This window comes from Paraburkholderia sp. GV068 (genome assembly GCF_003058125.1).
Lineage (GTDB): Bacteria > Pseudomonadota > Gammaproteobacteria > Burkholderiales > Burkholderiaceae > Paraburkholderia > Paraburkholderia graminis.
Window position 1 is genome coordinate 151,125 of the sequence record NZ_QBUB01000003.1, and the last position, 18,212, is coordinate 169,336.

Consider the following 18,212-nt stretch of genomic DNA (forward strand, 5'->3'; position numbering starts at 1 on the left):
GATGTTGTGGTCTGGCTACCGGCTTGCCGATGTGTCATGAACCGAAGACGATTCATGACGTGAACGCGGCGCGGGAATCAGTGCTTCGTGCTCGCCATCGCGGATCAGTATCAGCGGATAGCCGAATACGCGGCTCGTCAACGCGGGCGTCAGTACATCGTGGGCGGGACCCGCATAGGCAGCGCCCGCGCCGTCCAGAAGCAGCGCGTGCGTCGCAAACCGGCGCGCGAGATTCAGGTCGTGACAGGAAAACAGAACCGTGCGTCCCGGCTCGCGTGTCCATTCGCTTAGCGCTTCCAGGCACTCTATCTGATGATGCAAGTCCAGATGCGACAGCGGTTCATCGAGCAGCAACAGCGGCGCTTGCTGGCACAGCACCCCGGCGAGCGAGACACGCTGACGTTCGCCGCCTGAGAGCGACAGCACGTCGCGCGCGGCGAATTCGGTGAGGCCGAGCACATCGAGCGCGGCGTGCGCCGCCTCGCGATCGGCCTCGCGCTCCCAGCCCCAGCCGGTCAGATGCGGAAAGCGGTTGAGCATGACGATGTCGAGCACGCTTGCGCTGAAAGCGTCGGGCGCGCTTTGCGGCATCAACGCGCGACGTTGCGCAAGCTGTTGACCCTGCCAGTGCGCAAGCGGCACGCCGTCGAGTTCGACCTGTCCCGCCGACGGTTGCTTCAAGCCGGCTAACGTCGATAGAAGCGTCGTCTTGCCCGCGCCGTTCGGTCCAGCCACGCACCAGATCTCGCCGGGATAGAACGTATGCGTGAAGGCGTCGAGCAAGGTGCGTGCGCCCGCACGCAACGTCACGCGTTGCGCGCTGAGCGCGGGCTGAGCCTGGTTGGAGGTGTGATGGGAGGCGTGCATCATCGGCGGGCGCGCAGCAGCATCCACAGAAACACCGGCACGCCGATGATCGACGTAATCACGCCGACCGGCAATTGCGCCGGCGCGATCACGAGGCGTGCGATCAGGTCCGCGCCCATCACCGCGACGCCGCCGCCGAGCGCCGCGGCGGGCAGCAGCATGCGCTGGTCGTTGCCGAACGCGAGCCGCAGCACATGCGGCACGACGAGCCCGACGAAGCCGATGGTGCCCGCCGTCGTCACCGCTGCGGCCGCCGCGAGCGAGGCCGCGAGATAGACGCGCAAGCGCAGCGGCATCACCGCCACGCCGAGCGCTTCTGCGACGGCGTCGCCTCGCAAAAGCACGTTCAGACGCGGCGCAACCGGCACGATGACAACTACAACGACCACGAGCGCCGCAAGCGCCGTCCACGGCATCGCATTGCCGTTGAGGTCGCCGGTGAGCCAGAACAGCATGCCGCGCAGACGATTGTCGGGCGCGAGGTTCAGCAGCAACGTGATCAACGCGCCCCAACCCGCCGCGATGACCGCGCCGGTCAACAGCAAACGCGGCGACGTGTCCTGCGGCTCGCCGCGCCACAACTCGCGGCGCGCGAGACCGAGCACGAGCAGAATCGACACGAATGCGCCTGCGAACGCGGACGCATCGACGAGCCACCACGCGCTGCCGGCGATCATCGCGATCAGCGCGAAGCTCGCGGCCCCGCCCGATACGCCCAACACGTAGGGCTCCGCGAGCGGATTGCGCAACAGCACTTGCAAGAGCGCACCGGCCATTGCGAGCAATGCGCCGCACGCGAAACCGGCCAATGCGCGCGGCAAGCGCAGCGTGCGCACGATTTCGCCGGCGAGATCGTCGGAGGCGCTGGCAGAGCCGGACGCGGACGCCGACGCATGCAGCGGCGACAGCGCCTCGATCAAGCGCGCGGGCGCGAGCGAGACGCTGCCCAACGCGAGCGACGCCATCAGCACGACCAGCGCGGCGAGCGCGAGCACGAGCCAGATCGCGGCGGCGCGCTTCGCGGTCATCGCGTGCAATGCGGCGGGCAGGGAACCTGGATGACGGCTCATCGGCGCGCTCTCAACATGGCGCGCGCATCACTGCTGCTGCCAGCCGAGCGTGACATACGCACCGCGCCCCGGCGAGTTATACGAGTAGGCCGTTTCATAGTCCTTGTTCAACAGATTCTGGATTTGCGCGGCCACGTACCAGGCTTTCGTGATGTTGTAGCGCGCGGACAGATTCACGATGCCGTAGCCGCCGAGCTTGCCGCTGCTGTCCTCGCGCGGGCCGCTCACGATCCACTCGCCGCCCACGCGCCACCCCGCGATGCTGCGGTTCACCGTCAAGGACGCGAAGCGCCGCGCGCGCCGCACGAGGTCCACGTCGTTGTCGAGATCGACGGGATTTTGCAGCGTGACCGATGCGCGCACATCGGTCTTGCCCACATGTCCGCTCCACGATCCCTCGAGCCCCTGCACTTTTGCATGCCCCACGTTCTCCGCCAGATAGATGCCCGGCGTGACCTGCTGATAGTCGATCAGATTCGAATAACGCGTCTGGAAAGCACTCAAACGCATCACGCCCAACGCATTCGACGCGTACTGCAGCGCCGCTTCGAGCGAATGGCTGCGCTCGGGCTGAATCGACGGATTGCCGCTTAGCGGATAGTACAGATCGTCGAAGCTCGGCGCGCGAAACGAATCCGAATAGCTTGCGCTCAGCTTCCAATGCGGCGTGATGTCGAACCCATAGCCGAGATAGTAACTGTTCGCTCCGCCGAAATCGGAGTACTGGTCGCGCCGCACGTTGGCCTGGATTTGGTTGCGTCCGAAGCGCGCCGTGTAGCCCGCGAAGACGGAATCGACATGCCGCGTGGGCGCGGCGAACGTATCGGAGTCGAGGCTCTGATCGAGATGCTCGTAGCCCACGCGCAGTTTTTGCTGCGCGGCCAGCGCGAAATCGTTCTGCCACGTGTATTGCCGGTTGTCGGTATCGAAGCGTCCGTTGTAGAGGCCGTTGGTCTTCGATACGCTGCGGTCGTCGCCTTCGGACACGATGAAGTGCGTGGTCCACCAGTCGGTCAGCTTGCCGTTGGCGAACGCGGACACCTGCCGCACTTTCGTGTAGAGGTTGTTCAGATCGGTCGGCGCGCCGTACGCGTTGTCGTAGCTGTTGTTGCCGTTCGACTGCAGATAGCGGACGCCCGCGTCCCATTGGTCGTTGAACTTGTGGCGCAGCGACGCCGAAATGCTCTCGTTCAGATAGCCGTTCGCGTTCGGATTCGCGTTGGGCGCCTCGCTTGGATTCAGCGCTGAAAAGCCGTCGTCTTTCGAGCGCGCGAGCGAAATGCTGAAGGTCGTGCGGCCGTCTTTATCCAATGCGCCGTTCGCGCCCACCTGCTGCGTCTGCGTGTGATAGCTGCCGTAGCCCACAGAGAAATTGAAACGCGGCGGATGCGCGCCGCCGTCTTTCGTGAACACCTGTACCACGCCGCCGATCGCGCCCGAGCCGTATAACGCGGACACGTTGCCGTTCACGACCTCGACGTGATCGATCTGATCGAGCGGAATCTGCGCGATTTGCGCGGTGCCGAGACTCACGGAATCGACGCGCACGCCGTCGATGAGAATCAGCGATTGCGTCGACGACGCGCCGCGCAAATAAAGGCTCGCCGTCGAACCGGGCCCGCCTGTACGCGAGATTTGCGCGCCGGGCGCGAGTTGCAGCAGGCCGGGCAGATCCGTTGCGGTGGTGTCGGCCAGGTCCTGCTGATCGAATAGCGACGTCTGCGGGATCGTATCGGCAAGCGCTTGCGGTCCGCGCTCGGCGGTCACCACGACGGGCGATAAAACAGTGGACGATGCAGTGGACGAAGCGGTGGACGAAGCGTCGGCGTTTGCAGGCGCGGCGGCCTGCGCATGCGCGAGATGGGGCAGCCCGGCAAAAGCGAGCAGCACCGCGCGGGCGATGGGGGACAGCATGAAGTGAGATTTCCCGTGGATGGCGTGCGCGGCCCGCTTCCCCGCAGGCCGTCGCGTAACGAGGCGCGTGCGCTTTTGACAATTCGCGCCGCGCGCCCCTCCCTCTGGCCGGTATCCGGGCTAACGACTTTCGATCCCGCCTTCCCACGCGTGACGCGCAGTGGCACACTCGCGAGTTGAACCGGAACACGCGATGGGGATCGAACTGCAAAAGCGCGAACTGCTGTTCGAAATACGATTCGTACCGCAGCACTGAACTGCGATGAGCAGCGATGAACTGCAGCGAATGCGACGAACTGCAATGCACGCGAAATGCGGTCGCTTACCGTTGCGGGGGCAGCGCAGGTTGGCGCGTTCGGGTAGAACGGCGCGGCCTGCTTCCCGTTTAACTGCGCGCACAATGAAATGCGCGCGGGCACCAGAGTGCGGCCAGTGTATGAGCGCCCTCTGAGTCAGTCAAGAACGCGGGCCGCGAGAGCGATTCATTCGGACAGGGTCGAGCTATTGTCCGACGCGATCTCCGGCACGCGCGTAGTTTCTCTTCTTCAGTCGAAAAAAGGCTGCAAAAAGCGGGGTTGTTACGTCTCGAAACGAGACAAATGTCGGAACGTGCGACATTCCGCGCTAAAATGCGATGTCTTTAGAGGACGCAGCACATGCTCACCGAACTCGAAACACTTTCACAGAATATCGGCAAGCTGATCGCGATCAGCCAGCGCCACAATGAAGCGCGCCTCGCGCTCGAAGAGCAACTCGCGCAGTCGCGCGCCGAAGCCGAAGCTACGCGCACGGAACTTGCGCTGCTGCGCGAGGAACGCGACGCACTGCAAGCGGAGCGCGACGCGCTGTCGGCCAAGATCGACGACGCGCAGGTGCGTCTGAACGCGATCCTCGAAAAATTGCCGCGTGCGCGTGCGCACAACGAGCCGGACAACCAGCTCGATCTGCTCGAGCCCGCTCCGCACGAGGTCGAAACAGAGAGCGACGCCACTCGCCACGGAGAAAATGCATGACGACCAAGCAGATCGAAGTATCGATTCTCGGCGTGCCCTATCGCCTCGCCTGCTCGCCGGAAACGGAAGGCGCGCTGCTTGAAGCAGTCGCGCGAGTCGACGCCGAAATGTCGAAGATCCGCAATAACAGCAACGTGCGCGGCACGGATCGCATTGCAGTCATGGCTGCGCTGTCGCTGGCATCCGAACTGCTTAAGCTGCAAACAAGCGTGCGTCACGGAGAAGCATTTCCCGCTGAAGAAATCCGGCGTACAATGCATCAAATGAACGAGCAACTGGGTACTGTCATCGAGCAGTACAGCGTGCAGTAAGTTGCAAGTAGCATGTTGAGAGCAGTGCGGCCGGTGCTGATACCGGCTGCGGATTCAAACGGAAAGTAAGCAGGCAAGGTTCGTGAAGCATGCACGAACTGCGCGAGGCGAACAGGTCCCCAACGTTTGAGTCAATCGTTTCAGTGTCATCGGTTTTGCTTCATCGGTTTAGCTTCCCTGCCTGGTTCGCCAAGGTCATATATTCCTTGAACCAATGCCATGTGCACGGTTGCGGAAATTTGTAGCACGGGCGTGCGCGTCACTCTGTCTGATGTACCCGAAGTGCTGCTAACTGCGACCAATTCTGAACCCCCGGTTCAGGATGCCGGCCTAGCGGCTAAGGCGGGGACCTTATTTGGAACGGCATCGGACTTGCGTCCGGTGCCGTTTTTGTTTGGGCGCCGTGCTTCTTCAAACCCCTAACGTTCAATTCGATTCATGCGCTACTGGCTAATGAAGTCCGAACCGGACGAAGCAAGCATCGACCATCTCGCCAACGCCGCGCACCGCACGCTGCCGTGGACGGGCGTGCGCAACTATCAGGCTCGCAACTTCATGCGCGATGGCATGCAGATCGGCGACGGCGTGCTGTTCTATCACTCGAGCTGCCCCGAGCCGGGCATCGCGGGGCTTGCTGAAGTTGCGTCCACGGCCTATCCGGACCCCACGCAGTTCGATAGCAAGAGCCCGTATTACGACCCGAAGTCGTCGCAGGAAACGCCGCGCTGGCTGCTCGTCGACGTCGTGTTCAAGAAGAAGATTCCGTTGATTCCGCTCGCGGCCTTGCGCGAGCATGAAGAACTGAAGGACATGCGCGTGCTCGCGAGAGGCAACCGTCTGTCGATCACGCCAGTGACCGAAGCGGAGTGGCGCTTCATCACGACGCGGCTCGTTTGACGTCGCGCGGCCCACGTTGCCGCAACGCTGCAGCAACGTTGAAGCAAAGTTAAATTAGGGAACCAAGCTCAGGTTACGAGCGCCTAACGGACTCGCAAACGGCTTCGGCAAGCGTCGTGCCGTTGCGTCGCGCTCGCCTCGTCGCGCGCAACCCTGTTCAAGCATGGAGTCCAATAATGACGAAACACACCGCACGTGCACTCGCTTTCGCGCTGGTCTGCGCGGCGCCCGCTGCACTCGCGCTCACGCCCGCCGTTGCGCGCGCGCAGAGCGTCGTGCCCTATCAACCGGCCGGCGTGCTGTCGCTGAATGCACAAGCGAGCGCGGACGTACCGCAAGACGTGGTCGACATCACGCTCTTTTACGAGCAGGAAGCGAGCGATCCGTCGGCGCTCACGTCAACGCTGAATCAGCGTGCCGATTCCGCGTTGCAAAAAGCAAAGGGTGTGAGCGGCGTGACCGCGCGCACCGGTTCGTTCTCGATTTATCCGTCGACCGATCGTGACGGGCGCATCTCCGCATGGCGCGGCCGCACGGAGATCGTGCTCGAGTCGCACGACTTCACCGCGGCGTCGAAGCTCGCGGGGCAAATGGCTTCCATCATGCAGGTCGGCAACGTGCAGTTCTCGCTGTCGCCCGCGGCGCAGCGCGTGGCCGAACAGAAGCTCACCGGCGAGGCGATCAAGTCGTTCCGCGAGCAGGCGGCATCGTCCGCGCAGGCGTTCGGCTACAGCGGCTATTCGATCCGCGAGGTCAACGTCGGGCACAACGGCTCGATGCCGCGGCCGGTCATGATGATGAGCGCGCGCGCGATGGGCGCGGACGCGAAAATGGCTGCGCCGGTGCCGATAGAAGGCGGCACGTCGACGGTGACGGTGAATGTGTCAGGCTCGGTGCAGATGAAGTAATACGCTGGCACTTCGCTGGATATTCGGCCAAACAAAAACGCCACGGGCATGCATTGCATCCCGTGGCGTTTTGCTGTCCATCGCGCGCCGAAAAAAACGCGCGCCGCGCGTTACGGCAACGCGTGAGCCGCTTCGCTGCGGCCGCGCCGATACGACCATACCAGCATCGCGATGCCCGCGAGAATCATCGGCAGCGAAAGCCATTGGCCCATCGAGAGACCCATCGCGAGAAGACCGAGGAAGTCGTCGGGCTCGCGTGCGAATTCCACCGTGAAGCGCGCGAGGCCATAGCCGATCAGGAACACGGCGGAAATCGCGCCCATCGGCTTCGGCTTGCGCGAGAAGAAGAACATGACGAAGAACAGCGCGATGCCTTCGAGCGCGATCTCGTACAGCTCCGACGGATGACGCGGCAGCATGTGATATTGCGCGAACACTTCGTTCAGATGCCATTGCGCGGCGAGTTGCGGATGCGCGGCGAGCCACGCGGCGTCGTCGGGCGCGGCGCCGGGAAAGAGCATCGCCCACGGCGCGGACGGGTCGGTCACGCGCCCCCACAACTCGCCGTTGATGAAGTTGCCGAGCCGCCCCGCGGCGAGCCCGGTCGGCACCATCGGCGCGACGAAGTCGGTGACCTGCAGCCACGAGCGTTTGCGCTGATACGCGAACAGCACCATCGCGAACGTCACGCCGAGAAAGCCGCCGTGAAACGACATGCCGCCTTCCCACACCTTGAAGATGTCGAGCGGATGCGCGAGGTAAAAGCTCGCCTTGTAGAACAGCACGTAGCCGAGCCGGCCGCCGAGAATCGTGCCGAGCACGCCGTAAAACAGCATGTCGTCGATGTCTTTCGGCGTCCAGCCTTGCGCGGCGACGTACGGCAAGCGCAGCCGCAGCCGGCCGACGACGATCGCCGCGATGAACGCGACGAGGTACATCAGTCCATACCAGCGCACGGCGAGCGGCCCCAGGTGAATGGCGACGGGGTCGAAGTTCGGGTGAATGAGCATCGTGTTGTTATGGGCAGTTCGGGTTCAGAAGCGGGTTGGTAGGGATGACGGACGGCTCACGCCGCCCGCATTGGACGGCTTTGCGCGCAATGCGTTCGCCGCCGTGGCGCTAGATGCGTGACGTGGCCGGCTGCGTGTCAGCAGCGGCGGCATGCGCCCGCGCGATGTCGATAAAGCCCGCGAGCACCGGACTCACCTCGGCGCTGCGCCAGACGAGGCCTGTCTCGATGGCGGGCACGGACTCGCGCAACGGCCGGTACACGACGCCGGTGCGGCGCAGGTTACGCAGCGATTGCGGCACCAGTGCGACACCCATGCCGGCCGACACGAGGCTCACGATGGTCTGCATCTGTATCGCCTCCTGGCCGATGCGCGGCGCGAGCCCCGCGACGCCGTAGCAATCCATAATGATGTCATAAAAGCCCGGCGCCAAACGTCTTGGGAAGATGACGAGCGGCGCGTCGGCGACCTCGCGCAGACTGACCGGCGCGTCGAGCCATTCGGCGTGCGGCTCGCCGGCGCTGTCCGTGGCCGCCGCGGCATGCGCCCCATGCGCCCCACCATGCGCGACCCGCGCCGCCATCTCCGTCGACATCGCGATGACAAGCGGCTCGCGCTCGATCGGCAGCCACGAAAGCTGCATCGCATGACGCGACGGCAGCGGCGCGATCACGAGGCCGGCGTCGATGCGGCCGGCCACGAGTTCATCCACCTGCACGTCGCTCGTGGCTTCGGTCAGTTCGAGCCGCACGCGCGGATAACGCGCGCCGAACTCGCGCAAGAGCCGCGGCAGCAAACCGTAATCCGCCGTCGATACGAACGCCAGCGAGAGCACGCCCGCCTCCCCGCGCCCGAGGCTTTGCGCAAGCGGCCGCAATCCTTCGGCGCCCGCCAGCAGACGCTGAACTTCGGGCAACAGATCGGCGCCGACGCGCGTCAGCTCCACCGAGCGCTTGGTGCGCGCGAACAGCTCGACGCCGAGCGTCTCCTCGAGCGCGCGAATTGCCTGCGACAACGGCGGCTGCGTCATCGACAGGCGCGCGGCGGCGCGGCCGAAGTGCATTTCTTCGGCCACGGTCACGAAATAGCGCAATTGACGCAGGTCGGGAACGGCTGGCAGCATGATTAAGACATTTTACGACCTAATAAGCCGTCAATAATATATTGGACACGCATCTCGCAAAATTGCATTCTTGCCCGACGCGTCCGAACTACACTGGACCGACCAGCAAAACAAACAGACTGGAGCTCCCCATGCCATACAACCGTCGTTCGAAGAACATCACGCAAGGCGTGGCCCGTTCGCCGAACCGCTCGATGTACTACGCACTCGGCTATCAGAAGGAAGACTTCGACAAGCCGATGATCGGCATCGCGAACGGCCATTCGACGATCACGCCATGCAACGCCGGCCTGCAGCGTCTTGCCGACGCCGCCGTCGCCGCGGTCAAGGGCGCGGACGCGAATCCGCAGATCTTCGGCACGCCGACCATCTCGGACGGCATGTCGATGGGCACCGAAGGCATGAAGTACTCGCTCGTCTCACGCGAAGTGATCGCCGACTGCATCGAGACCTGCGTACAAGGTCAGTGGATGGACGGCGTGGTCGTGATCGGCGGCTGCGACAAGAACATGCCGGGCGGCATGATCGGCCTCGCGCGCATGAACGTGCCGGGCATCTACGTGTATGGCGGCACGATCCGTCCGGGCAACTGGAAGGGCACCGATCTGACCATCGTGTCGTCGTTCGAGGCGGTCGGCGAATTCACGGCGGGCCGCATGTCGGAAGAGGACTTCGAAGGCATCGAGAAGAACGCGTGCCCGTCGACGGGTTCGTGCGGCGGCATGTACACGGCCAACACGATGAGCTCGTCATTCGAAGCGCTCGGCATGTCGCTGCTGTATTCGTCGACGATGGCGAACCCCGACGAGGAAAAGGTCGACTCGGCCGCTGAGTCGGCGCGCGTGCTCGTGGAAGCGGTCAAGAAAGACCTGAAGCCGCGCGACATCATCACGAAGAAGTCGATTGAAAACGCCGTCGCGCTGATCATGGCGACGGGCGGCTCGACCAACGCGGTGCTGCACTATCTGGCGATCGCGCACGCGGCCGAAGTGGAGTGGACGATCGAGGACTTCGAGCGCATCCGCAAAAAAGTGCCGGTGATCTGCAATCTGAAGCCGTCGGGCCAGTACGTCGCGACCGACCTGCACAAGGCCGGCGGCATTCCACAGGTCATGAAGATTCTGCTCGACGCGGGTCTGTTGCATGGCGACTGCATCACCATCACGGGCAAGACGCTCGCCGAAGAACTGAAGGACGTGCCGGGCAAGCCGCGCGCCGATCAGCAGGTGATCTTCCCGATCGAGAAGGCGCTGTACAAGGAAGGCCATCTCGCGATCCTGAAGGGCAATCTCGCCGAAGACGGCGCGGTGGCGAAGATCACGGGCCTGAAGAACCCGGTGATCACCGGGCCGGCTCGCGTGTTCGACGACGAGCAAAGCGCGCTCGAAGCGATTCTGGCGGACAGGATCGTTGCCGGCGATGTCGTCGTGCTGCGCTATCTCGGCCCGAAGGGCGGTCCGGGCATGCCGGAAATGCTCGCGCCGACGTCGGCGATTATCGGCAAAGGGCTCGGCGAAAGCGTCGGCCTCATCACCGACGGACGCTTTTCGGGCGGCACATGGGGCATGGTGGTCGGCCACGTCGCGCCGGAAGCGTTCGTCGGCGGCACGATCGGGCTCGTGCAGGAGGGCGATTCGATCACCATCGACGCACACAGGTTGCTCTTGCAACTGAACGTCGACGACGCCGAATTGCAGCGCCGCCGCGCCGCCTGGCAGCAGCCGAAGCCGCGCTACACGCGCGGCGTGCTGGCGAAGTACTCGGCGCTCGCGTTGCCGGCCAACAAGGGGGCGGTCACGGGTTGATGGCGATGCGGTTTGGAAGCGACGCGGGAAGGTTTGTAACGATGCAGGCGGGCAAAACGTCGCTGCATTAGCCCTACGTAAAAGCGAAAGGGGCGCACGAAAAACCGTGTGCCCCTTTCCTTTTATAATGCCTGCACCACAAGCCGGGCATCCGCACCGGCGGAGACCAGAATGAAATCAATGTCGTATGCGGTGCTTGCAGCGGCTGCCGTGTTCGCCGCGTTGTCGATGGGCGTCAGCGCGACCGCGCATGCGGAAGCGGCGGCGGGACTCGCGCTTGCACAACAGCAAAACTGCATGAGCTGCCACTCGGTAGCACGGCCGTTCATGGGCCCGGCGCTGCACGACGTGGCCGCGAAATATTCGGGCCGCGAAGACGCGACCACCTATCTCAAGCACAAGATTCTGGATGGCAGCACCGGCGTGTGGGGCCAGGTGCCGATGCCCGCGAATACGCAGCTAACGCCCGACCAGGCGGCCACGCTCGCGAGCTGGGTGTTGACGTTGAAGTAGCGCGGCTTGCTTTGATCGGCGTTGGTCGACCTTGGTCGGGTACGAGCGGGCCGCGCCTGAACTATCAGCGCCACGGCGCGAGCCGCGCTCGATACGCGACCCTCTCTTCGATCACGCTTTCGGTGTTCGCCGCGCGATCTCCGCTTCCACCGCTTCGCGTACCCAGCCCGTCATTTCGTTCGCGAGCGTGGACACCACTTCGCGTGTGATCTGATCGACGAGCCGCGTGGTGTGCTCCTGCACGGCGCTGCGGCAGCGCGCTTCGACGATGCCGCGCCCATCGCCCGCGAGAAAATCCGCGAATCGTTCCTGTAGACGCCCGGCGATGACCTCTGCATCGACGGCGGACGATGCCTGCTCGCCCACTTCGTGCGCGAAGTCCGGCGGGACGGTGGCGCCCGCCTCGAGCGGCGTCGGCGGCTCGGTGCGATCGAACACGCCCGCCGATGCAGCCAGCACCTCGTCATGCGCGTGCTCGGCTTCGGCTGCGCGATGGGCATCGTCGGGATAGGTGGTTGGCTGTGCGTGCTGTGCGGAATGCGCCGGCGTCGCTGCGCCAGGCTCCGGTGCAAGCACGGGCTCGGGGGTCAACGTTTGTTCGGGCGAGAGAACCGGCTGCGGCGCGAGTTCGGGCTCTGGTGTCAGGCTGGGCTCACGCAGGTCCTCGGGTTCGCGAAGAGGTGTATCGGAGCGAGCCGCGGGCTGAGCTGCACTCTGAGGGGCACTCGGAGCCGTAGGCTGAATAGCGGCCTCAGCGGGCTGAGCGGCAGTTGGAGTACCGGCCTGAGCCGTGCCCTGAGTATCGGTCCGGGTAGTAGCCGGCGCCGCCGCAGTACCAGCCGCCGCAGTACCAGCCGCCGCAGCACCAGCCGATTCACCACCGCCCGGCACAGCCCCCGGCACACCAGCCGCACCCGCACCCCCACCGCCGCTCTGCGGCTCGCGCCGTTGCGCCGCATGGCCCGGCACGAGCACCTCTTGCAGAATAGGAATCGAATTATCGTTGGAATCGGACACGTGCGCCCTCCGTGTTTGAGTCGTAGCGGAAGCAGGCCGCGTATGCGCCGGCGCGCCTTGACAGGACACAACGCAACACATGACGCGAGGCGGGACGAAGCTCTAGCCGCCCTGCTTATAGTTGTTCAAAGCATAGCCGCGATCGCGATAGAAGCGATAGCGCTCGCGCCCGGCAATGAGTTCGTCATGTGCGTTACCGACCACTTCGAGCAACCTTTCGAAGCGCGCGAACTGCGAGGGCACCGTCGCACCGAGATTGAGAAGCACCTGATGATGCGGCACGTCGTCGAGGTTCGCGGCCAGCACGATCGGCGTTTGCGCGGCGAGCGGCGTGCCCGCCATGCAGTGCGGCACGAAGTCGAGCGCCGAGAAAGTCCACAGCTGCTCGTCGAACGCGCGCAGCCGCTCGGGCTCAGCCACGACGATGGTGGGCTGCCCCGCCTGATACGCCTTGCGCACCAGGCGGCACGCATAAAGCAGCGAGTCGCCGACGTTCGAATGGAAGTCGATTCGAGTCATCGGCGGCCCCGCTTTACGCTTTCGGCGCGCTCTGCGACACGTGGGACACCTGCGACGCGCGCAACGTTACTGCGATGCGTCATTGCGCCGCGCGGCCGTCCACGGCCCGACCGTCCGCGGCGCGATCGATCAAGAACTGCGCGAGCAACGGCACCGGACGTCCGGTGGCGCCCTTCGCCGCGCCGCTCTTCCACGCCGTGCCGGCAATGTCCAGATGCGCCCACGGATACGCGTCGGTGAAGCGCGACAGGAAGCACGCCGCCGTCACGCTGCCCGCCGGCCGGCCGCCGATATTCGCGAGGTCCGCGAAATTCGACTTGAGCTGTTCCTGATACTCGTCGTCGAGCGGCAGCCGCCACGCCGGGTCCGATGCCTCGCGCGATGCGTCGAGCAGCTCGCCCGCCAGCGCGTCGTTTTTGGAGAAGAGGCCGCTGTTGTGATGACCGAGCGCGATGATGCAAGCGCCCGTCAGCGTGGCAATGTCGATCACCGCGGCGGGCTTGAAGCGCTCCGCATAAGTGAGCGCGTCGCACAAGATCAGACGGCCTTCGGCGTCCGTGTTGAGCACTTCGATTGTCAGGCCCTTCATGCTCGTGACGATGTCGCCCGGCTTCGTGGCCGTGCCCGAAGGCATGTTCTCGACAGCCGGAATGATGCCGACCACATTGATCTTCAGGCCCATTTCGGCGACCCCGCGCAATGTGCCCAGCACCGAACCGGCGCCGCACATGTCGTACTTCATTTCGTCCATGCCTTCGCCGGGCTTGAGCGAAATGCCGCCCGTGTCGAACGTCACGCCCTTGCCGACCAGCACGACCGGCGCGGCCTTCGCGGCGCCGCCCTGGTACTGCAGCACGATGAACTGCGCGGGTTCGGTGGAGCCCGCCGTCACCGACAGGAACGAGCCCATCTTCAGCGCTTCGCACTGTTTTTCGCCGAGCACTTCGACCTTCAGCTTCCAGTCTTTCGCGAGCTTCTTCGCGGTGTTCGCGAGATAAGTCGGCGTGCAGACGTTGCTCGGCAGATTGCCGAGGTCGCGCGTCAGGTCCATGCCGTTGGCGAGCGCGGCGCCCTGCTTCGCGGCGAGCTTGGCGGCCTTCTCGTCGCCGGTATTCACGCTGAACACGATGCGTTTCAGCGCGCGCGCCGAGTTGTCCGGCTTGCTCTTCATCTGCGTGAACTTGTAGGTCAGTTCGCGCAGCGCGAGAATCGCGGCGCGCACAGCCCAGTCGGCCGAACGCTCGAGGATGGGCAGTTGCGCCAGCGTGAACGTGACCTGCACGACCTTGGTGGCGAGCAACGCGCGCCATGCCGCGCGCACCGCTTCGCCATAGGCTTTCTGACTGAAAGCGTCCTGTTTGCCGAGCCCGACGAGCAGCACGCGCGATGCGCCGATACCCGAGACTTCATGCAGGAACAGCGTGCTGCCCGCTTTGCCTTCCATGTCGCCCGCCTTGATGATGCGGGTCAGGAGGCCCTTGGTGGCTACGTCGATTTCGAGTGCCGCGCCCGAGAGCGTCTGCGACTCGAACACGCCGATTACGATGCAATCCGATTTCCCGGTGAGGAAACCGTTTGACGAGCCTTTGGTCCAATCACAGGCTTTTATGCTAAAGTCCATCGCGCTTGTCCTCGGATAAAATCTGGGCTTAGGATGAAAGCCGCAATTATCCGCTATTTTTCCTGCGGCGGCTGCACCGGAGGCGTGGCGGAAAGCAATCCGCGCGTCGCTGAGAGCGCCCCCTCTCGTCATCAATAATGATCTTCGAACGCTCCCTCCAGCGCGAACTCGCGTATACGGCTGGTGCCGTGTTCATGGTTCTGCTTACGCTCGTGCTGACCACGATGATGATCCGCATCGTCGGCTTCGCGGCGCAAGGCGAGATCGACCCGCGCGACGTGCTGGTCCTGATCGGCCTGACCGTGATCGGCTATCTCGCCATCATGCTCGTCGCCACTTTGTTCGTGTCGATCCTGTTCGTGCTGACGCGCTGGTACAAAGACTCCGAGATGGTCGTGTGGCTTTCGTCGGGCGTGAGTCTCACCCGGTTTATCAAGCCCATCGGCATGTTCGCCACGCCGATCATTATTCTTATCTGTTTCTTCGTATTCGTCGGCTGGCCGTGGTCGAATCAGCAAAGCAAAATGATCCGCGCGCGCTTTCAGCAGCGCGACGAAGTTTCACTGCTCGCGCCAGGCCAGTTCCGCGAATCGGCTAGCAGTCATCGTGTGTTCTTCATCGAGAAGATGTCGCCGGATCAGGGCCACGTCGAGAACGTATTCGTGACGAGCACCGAGAACGGCAAGGTCAACGTGGTGGTGTCGAAGAACGGCCATACCGAAACGCACAAGAACGGCGACCGCTTCGTCGTGCTCGAAAACGGCCGGCGCTATGAAGGCGAGCCGGGGCATCCGGATTTCCGCATCATGGAGTTCGAGCGTTACGGCGTCAAAATCGAGAGTCAGCCGGTGGTCAACACGCCCACCACGACGGGCACGCCCACGCTCACGCTGCTGCGCAATCCGACCCAGGTGAATCTCGCCGAATTCGCGTGGCGCGCGGGGCTGCCGCTCATCGCAATCAATCTGATGCTGCTCGCCATTCCGCTCGCGCATCAGAACCCGCGGCGCAGCCGCACGATCAACCTCGTGATGGCCGTGCTGATCTATCTGACGTATTCGAATCTGCTGAACGTCGTGCAGTCGTGGATCGAGCAAGGCAAGATGTCGTTCGCGCTCGGGCTCGTGATTCTGCATGTCATCGTGGCAGCGATTGTCGCGTTTATCTTCTGGCTGCGCGTGCGCAACCGGCCGCTCTTCACGAGGGCCATGTTCAGCCGTTCGCAGGGAGCCTGATCAATGCGCATCTATGAAAGGTACTTCGCGCGTCAGGTCTACCTCACGTTCATTTTCATTCTGTTCGCGTTTTCGGGCCTGTTCTTTTTCTTCGACCTGATCAACGAACTGAACTCGGTCGGTCACGGCAACTATAAATTCCAGTACGCGGTGCTGCGCGTCGCGCTGCAAACGCCGTCGCGTTTCTACGAGATCATTCCGGTCGCCGCGCTGATCAGCGCGATCTACGTGTTCGCGCAAATGGCGGCGAATTCCGAGTACACGATCTTTCGCGTGTCCGGGCTCGCCACTAATCAGGCGCTGCGCTCGCTGCTGAAAATCGGCATTCCGCTGGTGTTTTTGACGTACCTGATCGGCGAAGTGGTCGGCCCGTACACGGATCAGTTGTCCGAGCGCGTGCGGCTCGAGGCGCTCGGGTCGTCGGTGTCGAGCAACTTCCAGTCGGGCGTCTGGGTGAAGGACACGCTGACCGCGCGCGCCGACGGCGAGCAGGTCACGCGCTTTGTCAACGTCGGCGAACTGAAGCCGGACGCGACCATCAGCAATGTCCGCATTTACGAGTTCGATTCGAAGTTCCGGCTTTCGAATGTGCGCATTGCGAAGAGCGGCGTGTATCAGCCGCCCGGTCATTGGCAATTGACCGGCGTGACGGATACGCAGTTGATCGACGTGCCCCCGCCTTCCGGCACGCCGGCCGATGCGCTGAATCCGGTGTATCGCGCGAGGCAGGTTGCGCTGCCCGAATATTCGTTGCGCTCGGAATTGACGCCGCAGATTCTGTCGGTGCTGCTGGTGTCGCCGGATCGCATGTCGATGTTCAACCTCTTCCGCTACATTCAGCATTTGACCGAGAATCATCAGGACACGCAGCGCTATGAAATCGCGCTGTGGCGCAAGGTGCTGTATCCGTTTGCGGTGTTCGTGATGCTGGTGCTGTCGCTACCCTTTGCGTATCTGCATACGCGCGCCGGCGTGGTCGGTATGAAGGTGTTCGGCGGGATCATGCTCGGCATGAGCTTCCAGTTGTTCAACACGCTGTTCTCGCATATCGGCACGCTAAACACGTGGCCAGCGCCGTTGACGGCGGCCACGCCTGGACTGGTTTATCTGGTGCTCGGCCTCGTCGGGCTAAAGTGGGTTGATCGCCATTAGGAGCCTTCGCGATGGCTACGCATGGGTTGATCCTGTTTGGGCATGGCGCACGCGATGTGCGCTGGCGTGAGCCCTTTGAGCGGCTCGCGCAGAAGCTGCGCGCAGCGCGCGCTTCGGGCGCGAACGGCGACGATGGCCGTGTGCGTCTCGCTTTTCTCGAGTTGATGGAGCCGGACTTACCCACCGCGGTCGGCGAACTCGTTGCCGACGGCTGCGATGCGATTACCGTCGTGCCCGTGTTCTTCGGGCAAGGCGGGCATATCAGGAAAGATCTGCCCGAGTTGATTCAGCGTTGCCGCGACGCGCAGCCTTCGGTGGAGATTACGTGCGCGGTTGCCGTGGGTGAGGATGAGGCTGTGCTCGATGCTGTCGTGGGGTATTGCTTGCGGCAGGGGTGATTCTTTTGTTCCAGGATCGCTAGTTGCAGCCGGCGTTTAAGCCGCCACCAGAATCCCACCCGCCACAGAGCGCGCCGCGTCCTTCGCCTTCACACCTCCGCGCGCCGCAAACGCCTCGCCGATCATCAACAGACTCGGTTGCGAAGCGTCCAGCCATCTTTGCGCTTCCCCCGCAGCCAGCTCTTCGAGCGTCAACGTCAGCATGCGCTCACGCTCGGTGCTGCAGGCCTCGACAATCGCCACGGGCGTCGAAACCGGCTTGCCCGCGTCGATCAACTGCTGCGCAATCTCGACGCCGCTGTCACGCCCCATATAGAACACGAGCGAATCGGCGTTCACCTGCTCGCGAATTTCATCGGAGCCCGGCGCGCGGCTGAACGTCGCGAGTGCGACGCTGCGCGACACGCCGCGCAACGTCAATGAACGCTTCAGGGAGGCCGCGCTGGCGAGCGCAGCCGTGATGCCAGGCACCACTTCATACTCGATGCCCGCGGCCTCGAGCGCACGCATTTCCTCGTCCGCGCGACCGAACAGCATCGGATCGCCGCCCTTCAGGCGCACGACGACTTCGTGTTCGAGCGCCGCATCGACGATCTGCTTGTTGATGAACTGCTGCGCCGTCGATAGCTGTCCGCAGCGCTTGCCGACAGCAATCCGCTTTGCGTGGGACGGCGCGTAGTCGAGCATCGCCGGCTCCACCAGCGCGTCGTGCAGCACGACGTCGGCGCTCGCGAGAAGCCGCGCACCGCGCACCGTGATCAGGTCGGCGGCGCCTGGTCCCGCGCCGATCAGATAAACCTTACCCATGTGTGTCAGCCTGTTCGTCAGTGCGCTCGCTG

The 18,212-nt window shown here is 63.8% G+C and carries 18 protein-coding genes, 1 other RNA gene and 1 riboswitch; of the genes, 10 read left to right on the forward strand and 9 right to left on the reverse strand.

Going from position 1 to position 18,212, the window contains the following annotated elements:
* Positions 1–15: 15 nt before the first annotated feature.
* Genes C8K18_RS08320 through C8K18_RS08330 form a run of 3 tightly spaced genes read right to left on the reverse strand, consistent with a single transcriptional unit; the run spans position 16 to position 3,851 of the window.
* Complete coding sequence (locus C8K18_RS08320) at positions 16–870, reverse strand: ABC transporter ATP-binding protein (RefSeq protein ID WP_107707360.1); 855 nt, start codon at positions 868–870, stop codon at positions 16–18.
* Positions 867–1,937 (reverse strand): iron ABC transporter permease, encoded by a 1,071-nt coding sequence (locus C8K18_RS08325; protein ID WP_107707206.1) that lies wholly within the window; start codon positions 1,935–1,937, stop codon positions 867–869. The genes C8K18_RS08320 and C8K18_RS08325 overlap by 4 nt, the downstream gene beginning before the upstream one ends.
* A gap of 27 nt (positions 1,938–1,964) precedes the next feature.
* On the reverse strand, positions 1,965–3,851 hold the full coding sequence (locus tag C8K18_RS08330) for a TonB-dependent receptor domain-containing protein (RefSeq protein WP_107707207.1): 1,887 nt from the start codon (positions 3,849–3,851) through the stop codon (positions 1,965–1,967).
* An 88-nt stretch (positions 3,852–3,939) separates the two neighbouring features.
* Positions 3,940–4,289, reverse strand: a riboswitch (cobalamin riboswitch).
* Between the two features lie 218 nt (positions 4,290–4,507).
* Here C8K18_RS08330 and C8K18_RS08335 point away from each other — a divergent pair.
* The 5 genes from C8K18_RS08335 to C8K18_RS08355 all read left to right on the forward strand — a co-directional run bounded on the left by C8K18_RS08335 (position 4,508) and on the right by C8K18_RS08355 (position 6,980).
* Positions 4,508–4,864: a hypothetical protein gene (locus C8K18_RS08335; protein WP_006048544.1), complete on the forward strand. Its 357-nt coding sequence runs from the start codon at positions 4,508–4,510 to the stop codon at positions 4,862–4,864.
* Positions 4,861–5,175: a cell division protein ZapA gene (locus C8K18_RS08340; protein ID WP_006048545.1), complete on the forward strand. Its 315-nt coding sequence runs from the start codon at positions 4,861–4,863 to the stop codon at positions 5,173–5,175. Before C8K18_RS08335 ends, C8K18_RS08340 begins: the two co-directional genes overlap by 4 nt.
* A gap of 171 nt (positions 5,176–5,346) precedes the next feature.
* Positions 5,347–5,528, forward strand: a non-coding RNA gene (ssrS, locus tag C8K18_RS08345) — 6S RNA.
* An 85-nt stretch (positions 5,529–5,613) separates the two neighbouring features.
* Entirely contained in the window at positions 5,614–6,072 is a 459-nt protein-coding gene (locus tag C8K18_RS08350; RefSeq protein ID WP_006048546.1) for an EVE domain-containing protein, read from the forward strand.
* 176 nt (positions 6,073–6,248) lie between these two features.
* Positions 6,249–6,980 carry an SIMPL domain-containing protein gene (locus C8K18_RS08355; RefSeq protein ID WP_006048547.1) on the forward strand — a complete coding sequence of 244 codons (732 nt, stop codon included), beginning with the start codon at positions 6,249–6,251 and terminating at the stop codon, positions 6,978–6,980.
* A gap of 110 nt (positions 6,981–7,090) precedes the next feature.
* Here the strand turns inward: C8K18_RS08355 and lgt are convergent, their stop codons facing one another.
* Both lgt and C8K18_RS08365 read right to left on the reverse strand, forming a co-directional pair.
* The gene (lgt, locus tag C8K18_RS08360) at positions 7,091–7,990 is read right to left on the reverse strand and encodes a prolipoprotein diacylglyceryl transferase (protein WP_029971117.1); all 900 of its coding nucleotides are present in this window, start codon (positions 7,988–7,990) and stop codon (positions 7,091–7,093) included.
* 109 nt (positions 7,991–8,099) lie between these two features.
* Positions 8,100–9,113, reverse strand: a complete 1,014-nt coding sequence (locus C8K18_RS08365) for a LysR family transcriptional regulator (protein WP_107707208.1) — start codon at positions 9,111–9,113, stop codon at positions 8,100–8,102.
* Positions 9,114–9,244: 131 nt separating this feature from the next.
* Between C8K18_RS08365 and ilvD the strand changes: the two genes are divergently transcribed.
* Both ilvD and C8K18_RS08375 read left to right on the forward strand, forming a co-directional pair.
* A complete protein-coding gene (gene ilvD / locus C8K18_RS08370) occupies positions 9,245–10,918 on the forward strand; it encodes a dihydroxy-acid dehydratase (RefSeq protein WP_029971115.1) in 1,674 nt (557 codons plus the stop codon).
* A 171-nt stretch (positions 10,919–11,089) separates the two neighbouring features.
* Positions 11,090–11,431 carry a c-type cytochrome gene (locus C8K18_RS08375; protein WP_006048551.1) on the forward strand — a complete coding sequence of 114 codons (342 nt, stop codon included), beginning with the start codon at positions 11,090–11,092 and terminating at the stop codon, positions 11,429–11,431.
* Between the two features lie 111 nt (positions 11,432–11,542).
* Here C8K18_RS08375 and C8K18_RS08380 read toward each other — a convergent pair whose 3' ends face one another.
* From C8K18_RS08380 to C8K18_RS08390, 3 genes are all read right to left on the reverse strand, one after another.
* Positions 11,543–12,448, reverse strand: coding sequence for a DUF2486 family protein (locus C8K18_RS08380; protein ID WP_107707209.1), 906 nt, complete (start codon positions 12,446–12,448; stop codon positions 11,543–11,545).
* Between the two features lie 102 nt (positions 12,449–12,550).
* Positions 12,551–12,967: a DNA polymerase III subunit chi gene (locus C8K18_RS08385; protein ID WP_107707210.1), complete on the reverse strand. Its 417-nt coding sequence runs from the start codon at positions 12,965–12,967 to the stop codon at positions 12,551–12,553.
* Between the two features lie 79 nt (positions 12,968–13,046).
* The gene (locus tag C8K18_RS08390) at positions 13,047–14,588 is read right to left on the reverse strand and encodes a leucyl aminopeptidase (protein ID WP_107707211.1); all 1,542 of its coding nucleotides are present in this window, start codon (positions 14,586–14,588) and stop codon (positions 13,047–13,049) included.
* Positions 14,589–14,725: 137 nt separating this feature from the next.
* Between C8K18_RS08390 and lptF the strand changes: the two genes are divergently transcribed.
* The 3 genes from lptF to C8K18_RS08405 are packed head-to-tail and all read left to right on the forward strand — an operon-like array spanning position 14,726 to position 17,373.
* Positions 14,726–15,823, forward strand: coding sequence for an LPS export ABC transporter permease LptF (lptF, locus tag C8K18_RS08395; RefSeq protein ID WP_006048555.1), 1,098 nt, complete (start codon positions 14,726–14,728; stop codon positions 15,821–15,823).
* Positions 15,824–15,826: 3 nt separating this feature from the next.
* A complete protein-coding gene (gene lptG, locus C8K18_RS08400) occupies positions 15,827–16,975 on the forward strand; it encodes an LPS export ABC transporter permease LptG (protein ID WP_006048556.1) in 1,149 nt (382 codons plus the stop codon).
* Between the two features lie 11 nt (positions 16,976–16,986).
* Positions 16,987–17,373: a sirohydrochlorin chelatase gene (locus C8K18_RS08405; protein WP_107707212.1), complete on the forward strand. Its 387-nt coding sequence runs from the start codon at positions 16,987–16,989 to the stop codon at positions 17,371–17,373.
* A gap of 36 nt (positions 17,374–17,409) precedes the next feature.
* Here the strand turns inward: C8K18_RS08405 and cobA are convergent, their stop codons facing one another.
* Positions 17,410–18,180, reverse strand: a complete 771-nt coding sequence (gene cobA, locus C8K18_RS08410) for a uroporphyrinogen-III C-methyltransferase (protein WP_107707213.1) — start codon at positions 18,178–18,180, stop codon at positions 17,410–17,412.
* Positions 18,181–18,212 lie beyond the last annotated feature (32 nt).

Excerpts from the sequence above, each read along its gene's own strand:
- C8K18_RS08320 (WP_107707360.1), bottom strand. The coding sequence starts at position 870 with ATGATGCACGCCTCCCATCACACCTCCAACCAGGCTCAGCCCGCGCTC.
- C8K18_RS08325 (WP_107707206.1), bottom strand. The coding sequence starts at position 1,937 with ATGAGCCGTCATCCAGGTTCCCTGCCCGCCGCATTGCACGCGATGACC.
- C8K18_RS08330 (WP_107707207.1), bottom strand. The coding sequence starts at position 3,851 with ATGCTGTCCCCCATCGCCCGCGCGGTGCTGCTCGCTTTTGCCGGGCTG.
- C8K18_RS08335 (WP_006048544.1), top strand. The coding sequence starts at position 4,508 with ATGCTCACCGAACTCGAAACACTTTCACAGAATATCGGCAAGCTGATC.
- C8K18_RS08340 (WP_006048545.1), top strand. The coding sequence starts at position 4,861 with ATGACGACCAAGCAGATCGAAGTATCGATTCTCGGCGTGCCCTATCGC.
- C8K18_RS08350 (WP_006048546.1), top strand. The coding sequence starts at position 5,614 with ATGCGCTACTGGCTAATGAAGTCCGAACCGGACGAAGCAAGCATCGAC.
- C8K18_RS08355 (WP_006048547.1), top strand. The coding sequence starts at position 6,249 with ATGACGAAACACACCGCACGTGCACTCGCTTTCGCGCTGGTCTGCGCG.
- lgt (WP_029971117.1), bottom strand. The coding sequence starts at position 7,990 with ATGCTCATTCACCCGAACTTCGACCCCGTCGCCATTCACCTGGGGCCG.
- C8K18_RS08365 (WP_107707208.1), bottom strand. The coding sequence starts at position 9,113 with ATGCTGCCAGCCGTTCCCGACCTGCGTCAATTGCGCTATTTCGTGACC.
- ilvD (WP_029971115.1), top strand. The coding sequence starts at position 9,245 with ATGCCATACAACCGTCGTTCGAAGAACATCACGCAAGGCGTGGCCCGT.
- C8K18_RS08375 (WP_006048551.1), top strand. The coding sequence starts at position 11,090 with ATGAAATCAATGTCGTATGCGGTGCTTGCAGCGGCTGCCGTGTTCGCC.
- C8K18_RS08385 (WP_107707210.1), bottom strand. The coding sequence starts at position 12,967 with ATGACTCGAATCGACTTCCATTCGAACGTCGGCGACTCGCTGCTTTAT.
- C8K18_RS08390 (WP_107707211.1), bottom strand. The coding sequence starts at position 14,588 with ATGGACTTTAGCATAAAAGCCTGTGATTGGACCAAAGGCTCGTCAAAC.
- lptF (WP_006048555.1), top strand. The coding sequence starts at position 14,726 with ATGATCTTCGAACGCTCCCTCCAGCGCGAACTCGCGTATACGGCTGGT.
- lptG (WP_006048556.1), top strand. The coding sequence starts at position 15,827 with ATGCGCATCTATGAAAGGTACTTCGCGCGTCAGGTCTACCTCACGTTC.
- C8K18_RS08405 (WP_107707212.1), top strand. The coding sequence starts at position 16,987 with ATGGCTACGCATGGGTTGATCCTGTTTGGGCATGGCGCACGCGATGTG.
- cobA (WP_107707213.1), bottom strand. The coding sequence starts at position 18,180 with ATGGGTAAGGTTTATCTGATCGGCGCGGGACCAGGCGCCGCCGACCTG.